This is a genomic window from Chryseobacterium sp. AC405b (assembly GCF_979258685.1).
Map to the genome: position 1 here is coordinate 1,312,464 of NZ_OZ409877.1, position 19,229 is coordinate 1,331,692.

At 35.2% G+C, this 19,229-nt stretch carries 16 protein-coding genes and 1 pseudogene; 11 read left to right on the forward strand and 6 right to left on the reverse strand.

Annotation, left to right across the window (positions count from 1 at the left end; genetic code table 11):
• Positions 1-9 precede the first annotated feature (9 nt).
• From ACZZZA_RS06320 to ACZZZA_RS06340, 5 genes are all read right to left on the reverse strand, one after another.
• Complete coding sequence (locus tag ACZZZA_RS06320) at positions 10-1,260, reverse strand: ABC transporter ATP-binding protein (protein WP_463430340.1); 1,251 nt, start codon at positions 1,258-1,260, stop codon at positions 10-12.
• Positions 1,261-1,319: 59 nt separating this feature from the next.
• Positions 1,320-2,168, reverse strand: a complete 849-nt coding sequence (locus ACZZZA_RS06325) for an ABC transporter permease (RefSeq protein ID WP_463430341.1) — start codon at positions 2,166-2,168, stop codon at positions 1,320-1,322.
• 128 nt (positions 2,169-2,296) lie between these two features.
• Positions 2,297-3,160 carry a glucose-1-phosphate thymidylyltransferase RfbA gene (gene rfbA, locus ACZZZA_RS06330; protein WP_463430342.1) on the reverse strand — a complete coding sequence of 288 codons (864 nt, stop codon included), beginning with the start codon at positions 3,158-3,160 and terminating at the stop codon, positions 2,297-2,299.
• A 17-nt stretch (positions 3,161-3,177) separates the two neighbouring features.
• The gene (gene rfbB / locus ACZZZA_RS06335; RefSeq protein ID WP_463430343.1) at positions 3,178-4,257 is read right to left on the reverse strand and encodes a dTDP-glucose 4,6-dehydratase; all 1,080 of its coding nucleotides are present in this window, start codon (positions 4,255-4,257) and stop codon (positions 3,178-3,180) included.
• A gap of 55 nt (positions 4,258-4,312) precedes the next feature.
• On the reverse strand, positions 4,313-5,626 hold the full coding sequence (locus ACZZZA_RS06340; RefSeq protein ID WP_463430344.1) for a UDP-glucose dehydrogenase family protein: 1,314 nt from the start codon (positions 5,624-5,626) through the stop codon (positions 4,313-4,315).
• Positions 5,627-5,924: 298 nt separating this feature from the next.
• Here ACZZZA_RS06340 and rimP point away from each other — a divergent pair, with 298 nt between their 5' ends.
• The 3 genes and pseudogenes from rimP (at position 5,925) to infB (ending at position 10,713) form a co-directional block, all read left to right on the forward strand.
• On the forward strand, positions 5,925-6,392 hold the full coding sequence (rimP, locus tag ACZZZA_RS06345; RefSeq protein ID WP_463430345.1) for a ribosome assembly cofactor RimP: 468 nt from the start codon (positions 5,925-5,927) through the stop codon (positions 6,390-6,392).
• Positions 6,393-6,410: 18 nt separating this feature from the next.
• Complete coding sequence (gene nusA / locus ACZZZA_RS06350) at positions 6,411-7,646, forward strand: transcription termination factor NusA (RefSeq protein WP_463430346.1); 1,236 nt, start codon at positions 6,411-6,413, stop codon at positions 7,644-7,646.
• A 73-nt stretch (positions 7,647-7,719) separates the two neighbouring features.
• A pseudogene (gene infB / locus ACZZZA_RS06355) lies at positions 7,720-10,713 on the forward strand (translation initiation factor IF-2).
• Between the two features lie 263 nt (positions 10,714-10,976).
• Here the strand turns inward: infB and ACZZZA_RS06360 are convergent.
• The gene (locus tag ACZZZA_RS06360) at positions 10,977-11,324 is read right to left on the reverse strand and encodes a helix-turn-helix domain-containing protein (RefSeq protein WP_463430347.1); all 348 of its coding nucleotides are present in this window, start codon (positions 11,322-11,324) and stop codon (positions 10,977-10,979) included.
• Positions 11,325-11,475: 151 nt separating this feature from the next.
• On the opposite strand from ACZZZA_RS06360, the gene ACZZZA_RS06365 reads away from it, so the two are divergent.
• From ACZZZA_RS06365 to ACZZZA_RS06400, 8 genes are all read left to right on the forward strand, one after another.
• Positions 11,476-11,925: a hypothetical protein gene (locus ACZZZA_RS06365; protein WP_463430348.1), complete on the forward strand. Its 450-nt coding sequence runs from the start codon at positions 11,476-11,478 to the stop codon at positions 11,923-11,925.
• A complete protein-coding gene (locus ACZZZA_RS06370; RefSeq protein ID WP_463430349.1) occupies positions 11,922-12,185 on the forward strand; it encodes a hypothetical protein in 264 nt (87 codons plus the stop codon). The genes ACZZZA_RS06365 and ACZZZA_RS06370 overlap by 4 nt, the downstream gene beginning before the upstream one ends.
• 197 nt (positions 12,186-12,382) lie before the next feature.
• Positions 12,383-13,018 (forward strand): hypothetical protein, encoded by a 636-nt coding sequence (locus ACZZZA_RS06375; protein ID WP_463430350.1) that lies wholly within the window; start codon positions 12,383-12,385, stop codon positions 13,016-13,018.
• Positions 13,019-13,084: 66 nt separating this feature from the next.
• Positions 13,085-13,345, forward strand: a complete 261-nt coding sequence (locus tag ACZZZA_RS06380; protein ID WP_463430351.1) for a DUF6705 family protein — start codon at positions 13,085-13,087, stop codon at positions 13,343-13,345.
• A 97-nt stretch (positions 13,346-13,442) separates the two neighbouring features.
• Positions 13,443-13,595, forward strand: coding sequence for a hypothetical protein (locus tag ACZZZA_RS06385; protein WP_463430352.1), 153 nt, complete (start codon positions 13,443-13,445; stop codon positions 13,593-13,595).
• A 594-nt stretch (positions 13,596-14,189) separates the two neighbouring features.
• Positions 14,190-15,713, forward strand: a complete 1,524-nt coding sequence (locus ACZZZA_RS06390) for a S8 family serine peptidase (RefSeq protein WP_463430353.1) — start codon at positions 14,190-14,192, stop codon at positions 15,711-15,713.
• Entirely contained in the window at positions 15,685-16,104 is a 420-nt protein-coding gene (locus tag ACZZZA_RS06395; RefSeq protein ID WP_463430354.1) for a T9SS type A sorting domain-containing protein, read from the forward strand. Before ACZZZA_RS06390 ends, ACZZZA_RS06395 begins: the two co-directional genes overlap by 29 nt.
• 257 nt (positions 16,105-16,361) lie before the next feature.
• Positions 16,362-19,229 (forward strand): SusC/RagA family TonB-linked outer membrane protein, encoded by a 2,868-nt coding sequence (locus ACZZZA_RS06400; RefSeq protein WP_463430355.1) that lies wholly within the window; start codon positions 16,362-16,364, stop codon positions 19,227-19,229.

Genomic DNA, 19,229 nt, shown 5'->3' on the forward strand with positions numbered 1-19,229 from the left:
AGTACTAGATTATATCTTTTTTGTTTGATATTTTATATTTGGAAAAAGAACACCGGGAGATTTAGTGATTTCGCCAAATTGGTTTTTTATCCCGTTGATTTCAAAGCCGAATAATTCTGTTTTAAATGCAACTTCTGAACGGTTGACTCCCCAAAACATTTCAAAATAATAAGAATCTTCATTCAGAATATGAGGTTCAATCTCAAAAATCAATGCATATTCTCCCAATTCAGCCTGTTCGCTTATCATTATGCCATTGCTCATTACCGTGACTTCATGGGAGTTTCTTATATAAAATGAAAGATCTAATTTTACATTTCGGATTTTATTCGAAAAAATAACTTCAAACCGTATTCCTGAGTTAATATTTAAAACATTTCCGTGAATAGGCAATGCGGAATATGATTTTACGGCAATATTTTCATTCTCTATTTTGAAATCATCTGATGAAACATTGTAATGAGAAATATGTCCGCTCCTTTTTTGATATTCTATTATGCATTTGTCATTCGGACCCTGCATCAGAATAGATCCTTTGTCTAGTAATATGCCACTATTGCAAAGCTCATTCACTGCTGCCATATTATGACTCACGAATAGAACAGTTCTTCCTTCACCCTGGCTTACATCGCCCATCTTACCAAGACATTTTTTTTGAAATTCTGCATCACCTACTGCTAAGACTTCATCTACTATAAGTATTTCAGACTCTAAGTGAGCAGCAACAGCAAAAGCCAGGCGCACATACATTCCGGAAGAATATCTTTTGACAGGTGTATCTATATATCTTTCTACACCAGAGAAGTCTACAATCTCGTCAAACTTTCTTTTGATCTCTTTACGGGTCATTCCCAAGATAGCCCCATTCAGAAATACATTCTCACGACCTGTCATTTCGGGATGAAAACCTGTACCCACCTCTAGTAACGAAGCAATTCTTCCGTTGGTGTATATTTTCCCGGTAGTAGGTTTGGTTACTTTGCTTAACAGTTTTAGTAACGTAGACTTTCCGGCTCCGTTTCTGCCAATAATTCCTACAGCATCTCCCTGCTCGATCTCAAAATTGATATCACTGAGTGACCATACATATTCTGAACCTCCCTTGGATGCTCTGTCGTTGGCTTCTCCTATCTTTAAATAAGGATTTTCTTTACCCCTTATTTGGTGCCAAAACCTGTTGAGGTCATGAGAGAGCGTTCCGGTTCCCACTTGTCCTAGACGGTATTGTTTTGATATGTTTTCTGCCTTTAATGCAAGCATTTAATTTAATTTTATAAATTTAATTTTCTTTCTTTGTGTTTTATTCAGCATACATTGTATTACACGGTATCCATAAAAGTTTTTTCGACTTTATTGAATATGATAACACCGATCAATAATAAAACAAGTATGATGATGGTGCTTATTCCTAACATAAATGGAGAAAAATCTCCAACGCCTATCCAGGCATATTTAAAACATTCAAAAATGCCGGTTAGAGGATTATAGTACGCCAGTTTCCTGAAAACACCTGACAAAGAGGAAACCGGATAAATTACAGGTGTTGCATACATATATAAGCTCACTCCGAAGCCTAATAACATATTGAGATCTTTATATTTTGTAGTAAGTGCAGAAAAAATCATTCCTACACCCAATGCAAATAATGCCATCAAAATAATTAAAAAAGGTGTTGCTAAAACCCACCAATTAGGATGTGCTTCTCCTTTTGTTAGATAGTACAACCAAGCCAGTATAAAAAGTATAAATTGAACTCCAAAACGCATCAAATTTGAAATAACAATAGAAATGGGAGTAACCAATCTTGGAAAATATACTTTTCCAAAAATTCCTGCGTTCCCGGCAAAAGTGTAAGAAGTACCGGTAAGCGAACCGGAAAAATAATTCCATAAAGTAACACCTGCGAGATAAAAAAGTATTGGCGGGGCACCATCTGTGGAAAGATTGGCAATTTTGCCAAAAACTATGAGATATACAATTGTTGTTAAAATAGGATTGATGAAAAACCAGACCGGTCCCAAAACAGTTTGTTTAAAACTAGATACAAAGTCTCTTTTTACAAACATGTAAACAAGATCTTTATACCTCCATACTTCTTTGAGCTTTAGGTCAAATAAAGAATGGCTATCTTCAATAGTTTCTGTCCACTTTTGTTGTGGTTCATTCATTTGTTGTGTTTTTGCAAATTTATAATAAATTAATTGAAATAGAGCTTTTTTAGCCGGATGAAAAATTTTTCATCTAAAAACTATTGACTTTTACAGTCAATAGTTTTTTAAATTTATTATAAAGTTAGTTATTTATTCACAAGCTTTTTCAAATATTCTCCATAACCGCTTTTTCCATATTTTTTGGCAGATTCTAAGAGTTGCTCTTCATTAATAAATCCTTTTTTATAAGCAATTTCTTCAATACAGGATATTTTGAAACCTTGTCTTTTCTCCAAAACTTTTACAAATTCTGAGGCATCGTGTAAAGAATCAAAAGTTCCGGTATCTAACCAAGCGGTACCTCTGCTCATAACGCCAACTTCTAATTTCCCTTCTTCAAGATAAATTTTGTTGATGTCTGTGATCTCAAGTTCGCCTCTTGGTGAGGGTTTTAGGTTTTTAGCATATTCTACTACAGAATTATCATAGAAATACAATCCTGGAACTGCGAAATTAGATTTCGGCTCCAAAGGTTTTTCTTCAATAGACACCGCTTTAAGATTTTCGTCAAATTCTACTACACCGTATCTTTCCGGATCAGCCACCTGATACGCAAAAACACAACCGCCTTTTACATTGGTTTTACTTGCCAACAACTGTGGTAAACCGGCACCATAAAATATATTATCTCCTAATACCAAAGCCACGGAATCATCACCGATAAATTCTTCACCCAAAATAAAAGCCTGAGCCAGACCATCCGGTGAAGGTTGTATCTTATAAGAGATATCACAGCCGATAGAAGAGCCGTCACCTAATAATTTTTTGAAACCATCTATATCATGGGGTGTAGAAATTACTAAGATTTCCTTAATTCCGGCTAAAAGAAGTGTAGAAAGCGGGTAGTAGATCATCGGCTTGTCATAAACCGGCATCAGTTGTTTGCTTACGGCAATTGTCAGTGGATACAGTCTTGTTCCTGAGCCGCCTGCTAAAATAATTCCTTTCATTAATTCGGTGATTTATATTAATTATACTGTCCGTCGTAATATTTTTGATAATCTCCGGAAGTTACGTTTTCCAGCCATTCTTTATTCTCCAGAAACCAGTCGATTGTTTTTCCTAGTCCTTGTTCGAAAGTAACAGACGGTTTCCAGCCCAAATCTTTATTAAGTTTCGAAGCATCAATTGCGTAGCGTTTGTCGTGACCAGGTCTGTCTTTCACATAAGTGATTAATTTCTCTGAATGTCCTGCAGGATTTCCAAGCTTTTCATCCATTTGTTTGATAAGTTCTTTTACCAGATCAATATTCTGCCATTCATTAAAACCTCCGATATTATAGGTCTCTCCTGTTTTTGATTCGTTAAAAATCTGATAAATTGCTTTAGCGTGATCTATTACAAATAACCAATCTCTCGTATATTTTCCGTCACCGTATATTGGCAAAGGTTTTTCATTGATAATATTCGAAATACAAAGCGGAATCAACTTTTCCGGGAAGTGATTTGGACCATAGTTATTTGAACAGTTTGACAAAATAAATGGCATTCCGTAAGTATTTCCATATGCTCTTACCAAATGATCAGAAGCAGCTTTACTTGCAGAATATGGTGATTGCGGGTCGTAAGGTGTGGTTTCTAAGAAAAATCCTGTTTCACCTAAACTTCCGTATACTTCATCTGTTGAAACGTGATAAAACAAGTTTTTTCTTGGCTCATTAGGAAATCTTCCGTGGGTATGATCTGGGTTTAATGTCCAAAATTCGATACACAGATTAAGAAGATTAGCAGTTCCGTTGACATTCGTGTTGATGAATGCGTTCGGATCTGTAATACTTCTGTCAACATGACTTTCTGCTGCTAAATGTACCACTGCATCAGGATTGTATTTTTCAAAAACCTTTCTTAGCTCTTCCGGTTTTGTGATGTCAGCTTTTTCGAAAACGTAATTGGGCTCGTTTTCAATGTCTTTTAAATTTTCAAGATTTCCGGCGTACGTTAAAGCGTCAAGATTAATAATCTTAGAATCCGGATTGTTTTTAACAAATTCTCTTACAACGTGAGAACCGATAAAACCTGCTCCGCCTGTGATGATGATATTTTTCATTGTATATATTTTGCCAAATGAATGACTTTAATTAAATTTTAATTGAAGCGATCTGCTACTTGCCAACTGTTTTTCTTCCGATACTTTTATAAAAAAATCCATTTTGCTCAGGAGTTTCAAGCGGATATAAGTTTCTTCCGTCAAAAATAACTTTATTATTCATTTTTTCGGCCATCATTTTAAAGTTAGGATTTTTAAATTCCGGCCATTCTGTAGCGATAAACAATGCGTCAGCGTTTTCCAATGCTTCGTACATTGTTTTGGCATATTCAATACTGTCGCCCAAAATTTTCTGAACATTTTTTTCTGCTATTGCATCATAAGCAGTAACCTTCGCTCCTTTTTGTAACAATAAATTTATATTATCTAGAGAAGATGCTTCTCTGATGTCATCAGTATTTGCTTTAAAGGCGAGTCCCCAAACAGCAATCTTCTTACCTTTAATATTTCCTCCGAAGTATTTTTCGATTTCAGACACCAAGATAACCTTTTGAGAAATATTAACGTTCTCTGTTGCTTCCAGAATCTGAAAATTAAAATCTTCATCCTTTCCGGATCTGATTAATGCTTTTACATCTTTCGGAAAACAGCTTCCGCCATATCCGATCCCTGGAAACAAAAATCTATGACCGATTCTGTCATCGCTCCCCATTCCAAGTCTCACTTTATCAACGTCGGCACCCACTTTTTCGCAATAGTTGGCAATTTCATTCATAAAAGTGATTTTCACAGCCAAGAATGAGTTGGAGGCATATTTCGTCAATTCAGATGATTTCTCATCCATAAATATAATAGGAATTCCGGTATTGGTAAATGGCTGATAGATCTGAGTCATAATATCTTTTGCTTTCTCAGAGCTTGATCCTACTACTACTCTCGCAGGATTCAAAGAATCTTCAACAGCAAAGCCTTCACGCAAAAATTCAGGATTTGAAACTACATCAAACGGGATTTGAGTTTTCGAAGCAATAACTTCTGTTACTCTGTCGGCGGTTCCTACGGGTACTGTACTTTTATTAACCACCACTTTATATTCAGTTATCATTTCACCAATATCATTGGCAACTTGTAACACGTAAGAAAGATCCGCAGAGCCATCTTCACCAGGAGGTGTAGGTAAGGCAAGATAAATGACTTCGCTTTTATCTAAAGCTTCTTTTAAATTGGTTGTAAAAAAAAGTCTTTCTGCCTGTATATTTCTGAGGAACATTTCTTCAAGATTGGGCTCATAAATAGGCACAATCCCGTTTTTCATGTCCGTTACTTTTTTTTCATCAATATCAACACAATATACAGAGTTTCCAAGTTCTGCAAGGGTAGTGCCCGTCACCAATCCTACATAGCCTGTTCCTACTATCGTAATATTCAAAATATATGTTTTTAAAAAATTCTTGACAAAAATACTAAAAATTGTTTCATGGTTCTTTAAATTAGTAATAAGTTGTCTGTAATGATTGATATTTATATATAATTTTGGTTTAGAAATTAAATAATCATAAAATTTAATTAATTTTAACGGATTGAGTTTTAAATTCTTATTCAATTGATTATGAACAGTATTTGTTTATTTTATAAAAATGTATTATATTTGCATAAGATTTACGGAAAAATGAGAAGGCTTCGCAAGAAAGCCTTTTTTCGTACAGATAGACCATGATAATAAATATATGGAGTTTAGAAAAAATATTGAAACATTATTAAATACTTTCCTTGAGACGAGAGAGGATTTATTTCTTATTGATTTAAAGATTTCTGCAGCAGACGATGTGACTGTAATTTTGGATGGTGATAATGGGGTGACTTTGCAGGATTGTCTGGATGCAAGCCGAGCAATAGAATTCAATGCAGATCGTGATGAGCATGATTTCAGCCTTCAGGTAATGTCGGCAGGACTGAGCGAACCTTTGACGATGCCAAGACAGTTTAATAAAAACTTAGGAAGAGAAATAGAAGTAATGCTGCAAGATTCTTCAACAATAGAAGGAGAATTGGCAAATGTAGATGATGAAAAAATCACACTGATTCTTCGTTACCGTAAACCGAAAGATATCGGTAAAGGTAAAGTTGATGTGGAAGAGGAAAAAGATATTTTGTACTCTGAGATCAAGAAAGCATTGGTAGTAGTTAAATTTTAATTAAAGAAAAAAAGATAAATGGATAATATAGCGTTGATTGAATCCTTTGGTGATTTTAAAGACGAAAAAGGCATCAGTAAGATTGATCTTATGGCAATAATTGAGGATTCTCTGAAAACTCTTTTAAGAAAAAGATTCGACTCTGATGATCATTTTGATGTCATTGTAAACCCTGATAAGGGTGACTTTCAGATATTTTTAAATAAAACCATTGTTGAAGACGAGATGTCTGAAGATGATGATTTGGAAATCGAAATCACTGAAGCGAAGAAAATTGACCCGACTTTTGAAGTAGGTGAAGATTTTACAATGGAAATTCCGGTGGCTCAGTTGGGAAGAAGAAACATCCTTACCCTGAAGCAAATTTTGGCTACGAAATTGCAGGAACATAACAATGCGATGCTTTATGAGCAGTTTAAAGATAAAATCGGAGAAATTGTAACAGGAGAAATTCACCACATCCGTCACAAGCATGTGATCTTGTTGGATGATGAGGATAATGAATTTATCCTGCCAAAAGAAAATCAAATTTCTTCTGATTTCTTCAAAAAAGGCGAAAACATCAGAGCTATTGTAGAATCTGTTGATTTTAAAGGTTCTAAACCACAAATTATCATTTCAAGAACAGCTCCGAAATTCCTGGAGAAATTATTGGAATTAGAAATTCCTGAAATTCAGGACGGAACGATTATTCTTAAAAAAGCAGTAAGAATTCCGGGAGAAAAAGCAAAAATCGCTGTTGATGCGTATGATGACAGAATAGATCCGGTAGGAGCTTGTGTGGGAGTGAAAGGATCAAGAATCCATGGTGTGGTAAGAGAACTAAGAAACGAAAATATAGATGTAATTCAGTGGTCAAACAACCCTGAAATATTGGTAAAGAGAGCTTTAGGAAATGTTACCATCAATAAAATTGACATCAATGAGGATACAAACTATGCAATGGTTTATACTCCAGTTGAAGAGATTTCTAAAGTGATCGGGAAGCAAGGTCAAAACATCAGATTGGCTTCATGGTTAACAGGTTACGAAATTGACGTATACAGAGAAGCCAGCGAAGATGATGACGTTGATTTGAGAGAATTCAATGACGATATCGAGCAGTGGATTTTGGATGAGTTTAAGAAAGTAGGTCTTACGACTGCAAAATCAGTTCTGGATAAGGATACAGAAAGTCTGTTAAAAATGGTTGACCTGGAAGAGGAAACAATCAATGACGTAAAAAGTATTCTGAAAGCAGAATTTGAAGATTAAAATTTAGATTAAATTTTAAAATAGTAAAAGAATACTTTAATTTTAAGAATTAAAAAAACAGTAAATAATATAGATGCCAAAAATAAGATTAAATAAAGCGGTTAAGGAATTCAATATATCGATGTCGAGACTGGTAGAATTTTTACAGTCTAAAGATATCGTGGTTGAAAACAATCCTAACGCTCAATTAGAAGAAGCGGCATATTCTGCATTGGAAGCTGAGTTTGCCAAAGACGGCGAACAGCGTAAAGCTTCCCATGAGGTGGTTATATCTAAAGTTCCGGAAGAAAAACTGGAAATCGAAGAAAAGAAAACACCTGAAGTAATAAGAGCTAAAGCTAATAAACCAGAAACCAGAATTTTAGGTAAAATTGATTTGGAACCTAAAAAACCTGAAGCTGTGGAAGAAATTCCTGCTCCAACTCCTGCTCCTGTTGAGGAGAAAAAGGAGGCGGTTGAAGAAGTGAAAGAACCGGCGAAAGAAGAACCAAAAGTGGTTTCTGAAACTAAACCAACACCTGAAAAGCAGGAATTTAAAGTGTTGGACAAAATCGATTTGTCTCAGATTGAGGGAAATAGAAACAGACCTGCAAAAAAAGATAAACCAAAAGTGGAAGAGGTAAAAGCAGTGGTAAAACCTGTGGAGCCGGTAAAAGAAACACCAAAACCGGTTGAAAAACCTATTGAGAAAGTGGAAGAAAAAAAACCAGCACCTGTAGCTGAAGAGCCTCAGGAATCTCAGAAAATCGAAACGGTTTATCAAAAATTGGATGGGCCAAAAATTGTTGGCGAAAAGATTGACTTAACGCAGTTTGCGCCGAAGCCAAATTCCGGAGCCAAGAAAGAAAAGAAAAAGAATCGAAAAACCGGGTGGTCCAAACCAGAATACTGGTCCAAACCAACAAGGTGGAAATAATCAAGGAGGACAAAACCGTCCTCAAGGTCAAAATGGTCCAGGTGGAAACCGTCCTCCGGGGCAAGGTGGTCCGTCAAGGAAACAGACCTCCGGGACAAGGCGGTCAAAACCGTCCGGGCGGAGCCTCAAGGAAACAGACCTCCGGGACAAGGTGGACAAAATCGTCCGGCTGGTCAAGGTCAAGCTGGTGGAAACCGTTTTGGAAATAACACCAGACCGGGGCAAAGAACCATGCCTGTTGAATTAACAGATGAGCAGGTTAAAAACCAGATCAAGGAAACTCTTGAAAAACTAACCAATAAAGGAGGTAAATCTAAATCTGCTAAACACAGAAAAGATAAAAGATCTTACCGTAGAGAGCAAGATGAGCGTCAGCAGGAAGCAGATGCAAGAGATACTTCATTAAAAGTTACAGAATTTATCACTGTCGGAGAATTGGCAAGTTTGATGGATGTAAGTGCAACTGAAGTGATTTCTGCTTGTTTCTCTCTTGGGGTAATGGTTACCATGAACCAAAGATTAGAAGCTGATACCTTATTATTGGTAGCTGACGAATTCGGATTTAAAATTGAATTCTCGGATGCTGATCTTGAAGATACAGATTCTGAAGAAGATATCGATACTGAAGAAAGCCTTGTTTCAAGAGCGCCTGTTGTTACAGTAATGGGACATGTTGATCACGGTAAAACTTCATTATTGGATTACGTAAGAAAGACCAACGTTATCGCAGGTGAATCCGGAGGAATTACTCAGCATATCGGTGCTTATAATGTACAGTTGGAAAACGGACAAAGAATTACATTCTTAGATACACCGGGTCACGAAGCCTTTACCGCTATGAGAGCAAGAGGTGCACAAATCACTGATATTGCTATTATTGTAATTGCTGCGGATGATGATGTAATGCCTCAAACAAAAGAAGCTATTTCTCATGCACAGGCTGCGGGTGTACCAATGATTATTGCGATCAACAAGGTAGATAAGCCAAATGCAAACCCGGATAACATCCGTCAACAGCTTTCAGGAATGAATATTTTAGTTGAAGAATGGGGTGGAAACGTACAGGCGCAGGAGATTTCTGCTAAAATGGGTAACAATATGGATACCTTATTGGAGAAAGTATTGCTGCAGGCAGAAATGCTTGAATTAAAAGCAAATCCTGAACGTGCTGCGCAAGGTGTTGTCATTGAAGCTTCACTAGATAAAGGTAGAGGTTATGTAGCAACCATGTTGGTACAAAGCGGAACTTTAAAAGTTGGAGATTATGTAGTAGCAGGTAAAAACCATGGTAAAGTAAAAGCTTTGCTTGATGAGAGAGGAAAAAATCTTGAAGAAGCAGGACCTTCTATTCCGGCAACAATCTTAGGATTAGACGGAGCGCCAACAGCTGGTGACAAGTTCAGAGTGTATGCAGACGAAAGTGAAGGTAAAGCGATCGCTAACAAGAGAGAGCAGTTACAGAGAGAACTTTCTATCAGAACCAAAAAACATACGACGCTTGAAGAATTGGGTAGACGTATTGCTTTAGGAGAATTCAAGGAATTGAATATTATCTTGAAAGGCGACGTGGATGGTTCAGTAGAAGCTCTTTCAGACCAGTTACAGAGATTATCAACAGAAGAGATCAGTGTCAACATTCTTCACTCAGGGGTAGGACAGATCACTGAATCTGATATCAACTTGGCAGCAGCTTCAGATGCAATTATCATCGGATTTAATGTAAGAGCCGGTGCTAATGCAAAAGATTTGGCAGACCGTGAAGAAATTGAAATCAGAACATATTCTGTAATCTATAAAGCAATTGATGAGGTAAAAGAAGCGATGGAGGGAATGCTTTCTCCGGAGATTCAGGAGCAGGTCATCGGTAATGTAGAGATCCGTGAAGTCTTCAAGATTTCTAAAATCGGTACTATTGCAGGTTGTATGGTTCTTACCGGAAAAGTAACGAGACAGTCTAAAGTTAGATTGCTGAGAGACGGTATTGTGAAATTCGATGGTGAGCTGGAAAGTTTAAAACGTTTCAAAGACGATGTAAGAGAAGTTACAAAAGGCTACGAATGCGGATTAAACCTGAAAGGCTACAACGATATCGAACAGAACGATATTCTTGAAGTGTACGAAGAAGTATCTGTGAAGAAAAAATTGAAGTAATTCAATAGTTATATATAAACTGCCCGTATCATCTGATACGGGCAGTTTTTGCTTTAAGCAAGGTTTAAAATTAAAGATCATTTTTGTAATTCCGTAGGAATCTAAATTTTATTCTTCAAAACATTGCTGAGATTCCTACGGAATGACAAACTTTACATTCAATGGAGGTTATAATAATGTGACAGTAGACAATATTTTACTTAATAGAAATAGGTAGAACTGTTTATTCTTTTATTTGTCTTACTTTTTCAGCAGGTTCTCGATCAGCTTACTTGAGACTCTACCAGATTGGTAATATCCTGCTGATTTTTAATAATGCTTTCGATCAGTTCTTCTGAAAAAGAATTATTAATTGTAACAGTATTGTTATTATGAATATTTCCAACAGCTCTATCGGTGTTGTTTTGTACAATTGGTGTCTCATCCAATAAGTCATACACATCCGTTTCATAAAAATCTGCGATCTTCATCAGGTTTTCCATGGCGGGTTTTGCCCTGTCGCTTTCCCATTTGTTGTACGCATTTTGTGAGATATGCAGTTTTTCTGCAATCTGCACCTGAGTGAGATTGCGCCCTGTTCTAAGCTTGTTGAGTTTGGTTCCCAAAGTCATCTTGTAAATTTTATGCTAGAGTACTTAAAAATTGAAAAAAACAACTAAGGTTCAGGTATTTTACAACCAAACTTGTATAAAATTTATTCATTCTTTTATGATATTTGTTGCAGAATTATTTTATATATTTAACTTCTTAAAACAAAATGTTATGAAAAAAAATCTATTTCTCAGGCTCTGCCTCATGATAGTCGTCGCACTATCTTCCCAATACTGTCGACAGGATATTCTCTCCGAGAAAGAAACCTACCACAACACGAGCGCATTTCAGCTCACTTCCAAAAGAATTTCTATTAATGAATCTAAACACAAAGCAAAACTTCTTCCTGAGCTCAAGAAAGCAGAGGTTGGGATCAAAGATTTTACGAAACACAATGCACAAGGGAAAATTGTCAATTACGGAAACGGAGTTTCTATAAATACCGATGATGTGATCTACATAGAAAACGGACCGGATTATCATACCTATACATTTAATATCATCAGAGAAAATGCTCCTGCGGATGCACCCATAGAAAACCTTTTGCTTTCTCCGCTGCCAAACGGAAGCTATAAAAGTTTTTGGTTTCTTATCAGTTTACAGAGCAGGAAAAACAGATGATCCTTGCGGGAAACTATGTAGACAGAACAGGGAAAGTAAACATCGCCGAACTGGCAAAAGGAACATTCAGTAACCCTTTGGCTAAGCAATCATGCGGTTTTCAGGATGTTAATGTCTTTATTTCCTGCTATACAGGCGATCATCATGCGGGTAACGTAGGTTCTTGGGGAGGCTGCAACTGGAGTGCCGAGGGAGGCTCTCCGCCCAGACAATACATGATTGTTGCCATGGTATGCACAGGTCCTGATGATCCTTTATAAAGTTACATTTATCCTCTGCCGTCACCCGGAACTCCGACAGAAAACCCGGGAGGAGGTGGTGGATGCGACGGCACCCCTCACCCGAACCCTTATCCTACGGATCCGCCATGTGAAATTACACCTTCTACCTCTCTGCATGCAGGATTGACGGATGAGAACGGATGTCCTGTCGGAATACCCACACACCCAATTTGCCTGTGAGAAATAACCCTTGTGCTAAAATAAAAGAATGGTTTACCAATACTAAATTTACAGAAAAGTATGATAAACTGACAAAAACAAGTCCTTCAAGTGAAAATGTTTTTGATCTCAATCGTGAACTGGCTGCTTATATGCGTTATCCTACTGTAGGCACTAATACTCCTCCTGCCTTTGTAGATGTAGATATTTCCGCTTGCTCTACAGATGGAGATTTGCCAAGTTTTGAAGAAGGTATGGGTGGACTTATGCATACCCACAATAACGAAAGCTGCAATGTCGGAACTCCTGTAAAAGTACCTTCTCCTACCGATATACAGACTTTTGTTAACATACTTATCCGTGAATCTATGCAGTATACCGGAACGTATGCGAACGCCTATTCTCTGGTTACTACATCTGGAGGAAATTATATGTTGATGTATAGCGGTACAAACTATCCCGGGTCTATTAATTATGATCAATGGGAAATCCTTCAAGCAGATTACGAAAAAAATTTTCAAAGATTTTATGATAAAAATGAAAATGTGACACAGGCAGGTATAGAGAAGATTTTCACTAAATTTATGAAAGAAAAAATCAACAAACCCGGATTGGATGTATACAGGGTAACACCTACTTCTAAAGTAAAATAGAATATGATCCCGCTTCACCCAATTCTGTAAAAGAAACACCTTGTCCTTAATTTAAAAAATACCATTATGAAAAATACTTTTTTATTACTACTTATAATTATTTCAATAAGCTGTAAAGCACAAACTTATCCTTTAAGAAACTTTATAGAAATTCCTGAAAATTCCTATGAAAAGGACACTAATAATGAATTTACTGCATATGAAGGAATATGGAAGGGAACATGGAATAATAAAATTATTTATATAACCTTTACAAAGATGACTAATGTATACAGTGATGAATTAGAGTATAATAGAGACTATTTGGCAGGGGAATTAAGACATTAGACAACAACGGAAACATATTATTAATAATACAAATTTACCAAATAATGCTGCTAAAATTAGAGGAATCAATTTTCAGGAAACTACCAATAAATACATAATGTCTTATACAGATAATGATCTATATGGTATAGATGGGAGTATTAAAATATCTTTTGTCAATGCTTCCAAAACACAGTTGAATATTGATTTTGATCAAGATCATCAGATTATAGACAGCGATTGCTATTTTCACGGTTATCAACCAAGCTAATATCCTGAGCTGTTGCTAAAAATAATATTGTACTGATAAGCAGTAATATATTAAGCCTCTTTTTAGAGGTTTTTATCATTATAAATAAAAGCAAATAGTGTCTAAGAATGCGATTGGATTTACGAAAAAGACCCCTTTCCAACTATTCTTGGAAGCAAATGTTGATCAACTGGATGTAACTCTGGAAGAAGCAGTTATCCATCGTATGTTCTTGTCCAGAGAATGAAACCCCTGACTTAAATGATAGGATCCTACCACAAGTCCCAGTATGGAATTTGAGAGTGATATGCCGGCGCAGATGATTATTCTCCACAAAAATAACCCTAGCGAGAATATTTATATTGACATCCAAAATTATAATAATTTCGTATGTAAAGTTGTCAAGTCGATTGCATTGAAAATTAAGTAGAAAATAATTGGCAGTTTAACAATCTACGATACACGATAATTAATATTTATCTATAATATTTATGTATATGGTATGATATATTTGTATATGTGATTTTTTTTTAACAATTTTACAGATATTTTACAATTAAATAAGTTATTTTGTAAATTAACAACAGTAATTTTTAATAGAAACAATAAAATAAAATGAAAAATAAATATTTTCTGATAATGTTTTTACCAACATTATTCTTTTCACAAACAATTGAAGAAAGAAAAAAAATAGGGGCTGAATCAAATAAAGAATCAAATACTTTACTGATGCAAAAGCTCAAACACCAAGAAAATGAGAGAGGCATTAAAATTGCAAATTACTTAAGCCAAAACCCTGCTACGAATAAAATCATAAAATTTGGGGATGCTGGTATTAAAGAACTGATTGATATTTTACCCAATGGTGAACCACTTTATGTAAAAACATATAATGAAGGGGCTGCAATCACTGCTAGAGCAGCAGGGTTATATAGTGGTGGTATTATGGGATTAAATATTCAGGGTCAGAATATGACTGCAGGTATCTGGGACGGAGGAAGTGTAAGAAGTACTCACCAAGAGTTCATGGTTGGTGGTGTTTCAAAAGTTATTTCATTCGATGGTGCGCCATTATCTAATCATGGGACTCACGTTGGTGGTACAATTGCTGCCCAAGGAGTCAATTCATTAGTTAGGGGATTAGCTTTTAATGCATCACTATCTTCTTATAATTGGACAAACGATTTGGCTGAAATGTTAAGTGAAGCATCTACCGGGTTGTTAGTTTCAAATCATTCATATGGTCCGAATTTAGATAATAATAATCAGTTATGGCTATTAGGAGCTTATATCTCAGATTCTAAAGAAGTAGATAATATCTGTTTTAATAATCCCTTTTATTTACCTGTTTTTGCAGCTGGAAATAGCCGAAATGATACGACAGTTCCTTATTTGACTCAATTATCAACTAAGTTTGGATATGATATGATTGGTGGTGAAGCTACTGCTAAAAATGTATTGACTGTTGCTGCTGTCGGAAACGTGGAGACTTATACAGGTCCCGGAAGTGTTCTAATGTCTAATTTTAGTAGCTATGGACCAACTGATGATGGTAGAATAAAACCAGAAATTTCAATGAAGGGTGTTAATGTTTTTTCAACAACCTCTACATCAAATAATAGTACAGGCTTTATGTCCGGCACATCTATGGCAGCTCCAGGGGTGACAGGAGTTGTCTTATTATTACAGCAGTATTATAATCAGCTCTATTCAAATTTTATGAGAGCAGCTACAGTTAAAGGTTTAATTATGCATACAGCAGATGAAGCAGGTTCTTATAATGGACCAGACTACGAGTTTGGATGGGGATTAATCAATGCTGAAAATGCCGCTAAAACTATCAGAGATAAAAATTTAAGTTCTAACAGAAGTATTATTGAAGAGAGGGTACTTTCTAATGGTACTACATTTACAAAAACAATTTCAACAAATGGTACACAGCCACTGAAAGTATCAATTTCCTGGACTGACCCTCAATATTCAATAGAAAATACTGGAACAGTTGATCCCAGTACTACATATCTTGTAAATGATTTAGATATTAAATTAACCTCTTCTTCAGGAATCATCTACTATCCTTGGAAAATGCAAGGTATGACACAGGTTTTAGATGGTCACTACAAACAATTCTACCAATAATATTGATAATTTTGAAAGAGTTGATATTCCTTTGCCAGCAGGTAATTATACAATATCGGTTACACACAAAGGTACTTTACAAGGAGGTATTCAGAATTATACGCTGATTGCAACTGGCGGTAATATTGCTACCTTAGGTACTAATGATAATATTTTAAAGGGTGATAAAATTGAGATTTATCCAAATCCAACTCAAGATTGGTTAAACTTTAAAAATAATAATAATATAGAAGCTACTGTCGTGATATTAGACATATCTGGCAAACTTGTTAAAAAAGAAACAATACGCAATGGTAAAATTTCTTTACAAGATTTATTGAAAGGTAATTATATAGTTGTATACAAAGATCAACAGAATAGAGAACAAAGTTTTAAGTTTATTAAACTTTAATATTTGTATATAACAAAAAATCATAATATAATAAATACCTTAAGAGTTATCTTAAGGTATTTATTATATTATAGAAAGTAGATATTAGCAATACCTAAAATAATTGATAATAGTTTAAATATAATTTAAAATAAAATACTATTTGTTAGAGGTTATGAATCACAGTTGCTATAAAACGTAAAAAAAAGAAAATAAAATTTGTATATGTTAAAAATAATTAACATATTTGCTCATTAAAAATATTAAAATTTGTTAATATGAATGTTAAACTAAGTGTATTAAGTGCAGGAGCATTGTTTTTCATGGGACAAGCTGCTTTCGCACAGACAACAAAGAATGATAGTATTCCTAGCGGGGAAACAAAAATCGAAGAGGTTGTTGTTCTTGGATATAGTAAAACACAAACAAAACCTAAAAATGCTACGGCATCAGTTACAATCTCGGGTGAACGTTTGGAAAACAGACCAAATGTTTCGTTTTTACAATCTCTACAAGGTGAGGTTGCAGGTTTGAGTGTAAGCTCAACATCAGGTTCACCAGGTTCAGCAAAGATTGATATCATCATTAGAGGGGTAAGTTCTATAACTTCACAGTCAGATCCTTTGTATGTTATAGATGGTATGATTTCTAATGCAACGCAATTTCGTAACCTGAATCCTAATGATATTGAAAGTTCTTCAGTTTTGAAAGATGCTGCTGCTACTGCTATATATGGAAATAGGGGTGCTAATGGAGTTATTATCATCAATACCAAAAGAGGAAAGTACGGAAGCCGATTTGATCTTTCTTATAACACAAGCATAGGTACAAGTTTCTTGCCTGAAACTGATTACAATATGTCAAATGCTAAAGAGATTCTTACTATTCAGAAACGGGCAAATAATGGAGCGGGTGCTACAATGACTGATGCTCAAATTGCTGCATTTGGTATTGATACAAATTGGAGAAAAGAATTCTTTAGAACTGGTTTAACACAAAGTCATGATGTTCAGTTAGCGGCTGGAGGAGAAAATATCAGCAATTATTCTTCTCTTAGTTACATGCAGCAGGATGGTATTGTGCCAACTACAGATTTCCAAAGGTTTACTTTCAGGAATAATTTTATGGGTAAATCTAAGAATAATAAATTTAATTATTCTGCAAATATTGGAGTGGGATATTCTAAAAGAAATCAATTAGAAGAAGAAACCAGAGATGATATTGTTTCAAATGTAATCCAAAATCCTCTATTGGCTTCTATCGTAGGTCTTCCAAATCTTCAGGCAGGATTATATAAAAATGGCTATGATTTATTTCAAGGAATTGGTTCTGATTTTTCTAATGGTAAAAACATTTATGTATTAGAAGACATTTTAAGAGGAAATTTGCCAAATAGGTTAACTGAAACCAGTATTATCGGTAATATTTCAGGTTCATATAAAATTACAGATGACTTAACGGTTACAAATAGAACTGGTCTTGATTACAAGTATAGTCAAAGAATTTTTGCAAGAGCACCATATTCTTTCTTGGCTTATGTTGTTGCTGCAGGTGAAGGGGCAGAGTTCGGAGGGGTTGAAGATAATGCAAAGAATGTTGACATGACATTCAATACCATTACCAACTTGAACTACAAAAAAACTTTCGGGGAACATACAATTGATGTTGGAGCATATTTAGACTACATGAAAGTTCATTATGAAGGAACAACACAACGTCAAAATGGTTTAAATCCATTAAACTGGTCATTTGGCGCAGGTACTGGTTGGATACCATTTAATACTGCTACTCCGAACCTGTACAGACCGTCTAATTCGACCACTAAAGTAACTGCAGGTTCACTCGCTTACTTCGGTACATTAGATTATGATTATGCTGATAAATATGGTATCTCCGGAGTAGTAAGAAGAGATGGTAGCTATAGATTTATTGGTGATAACAAGTGGGCAACTTTTTGGTCTGTTGCAGGTAGATGGAATATTGATAAGGAGAACTTTATGGAGGGTTCAAACATTGATATGTTGAAATTGAGAGCCTCTTACGGAACAAATGGTAATGCGAATGTAATCTCAGCAGCTTATGGAGTAAATCCTTTACTTGTGGGAACTAATTTAGTGAGAGATACAAATACTGTAGGATTGGGTTATAACAACAATAATGCTTCTTATTATACAGGAACTATAGCTAATCCAAATATTCAGTGGGAAGAAGTTTCACAGTTTAACGTTGGTTTAGACTTCATGTTTATGAATAAAAAATTAGAAGGTAGTGTAGATTTTTACAGGAAATCTACGGACAAACTCTTTAATCCTATCAACATTTCTGCAATTACAAGTCTTTACGGAATCAACGGGAATAATGGAGGATTGCAGAATCAAGGTTTTGAAGCAAGCTTAAAATACAATATTATTAGAAACTCTGATTTTGAACTAAGTGTATATGCTAATAGTGCTTATAATAAGACTAAATTAACAGCTTTAGTACAAAATCAGGAAACAGGTACTACACGAAACGTTGTAGGCGGTCAATTGACTGAATGGTACATGATACCTTATGTGGGTGTTAATCAAAGTAATGGTAATTTGCTGTTTTTAGATGTTAATGGTAATGTAACAGAAACACCTGATATTAACAGAGATTCTAGAGCTACAGGTAAAAATTACTTACCTAAATGGAATGGTGGGTTTGGTTTAAATTCAGCTTATAAAGGGTTTACCTTAAATGTACATTTCTCTTACCAACAAGGAGCCTACAAGTATGACAATCAGTTAGATTATGCTTACGATGCAACCACAGTAAATGGCTATAATGTTTCAAACGACTTATTAAATGCTTGGACACCTACAAATACCAATACAAATGTACCATCATTAAATGCATCTAACTTCGCTTTTGTTGGTAACTCTGATAGGTTCTTAAAAGATGCATCTTTTATTAGACTGAAAAATGTTGTATTAGGATACAAAGTTCCTAGTGATATGTTTAACAATTCAGGAATAAGAAGTGTAAGAGTATTTTTACAAGCTGAAAATATGCTTACATTCACAAAATGGAAAGGGTTTGATCCTGAACCTACTTTTCTTAGTTCAACGTCGGTATATCCAAATATGAAAATGGTTTCACTTGGTGCTAATATTGACTTTTAA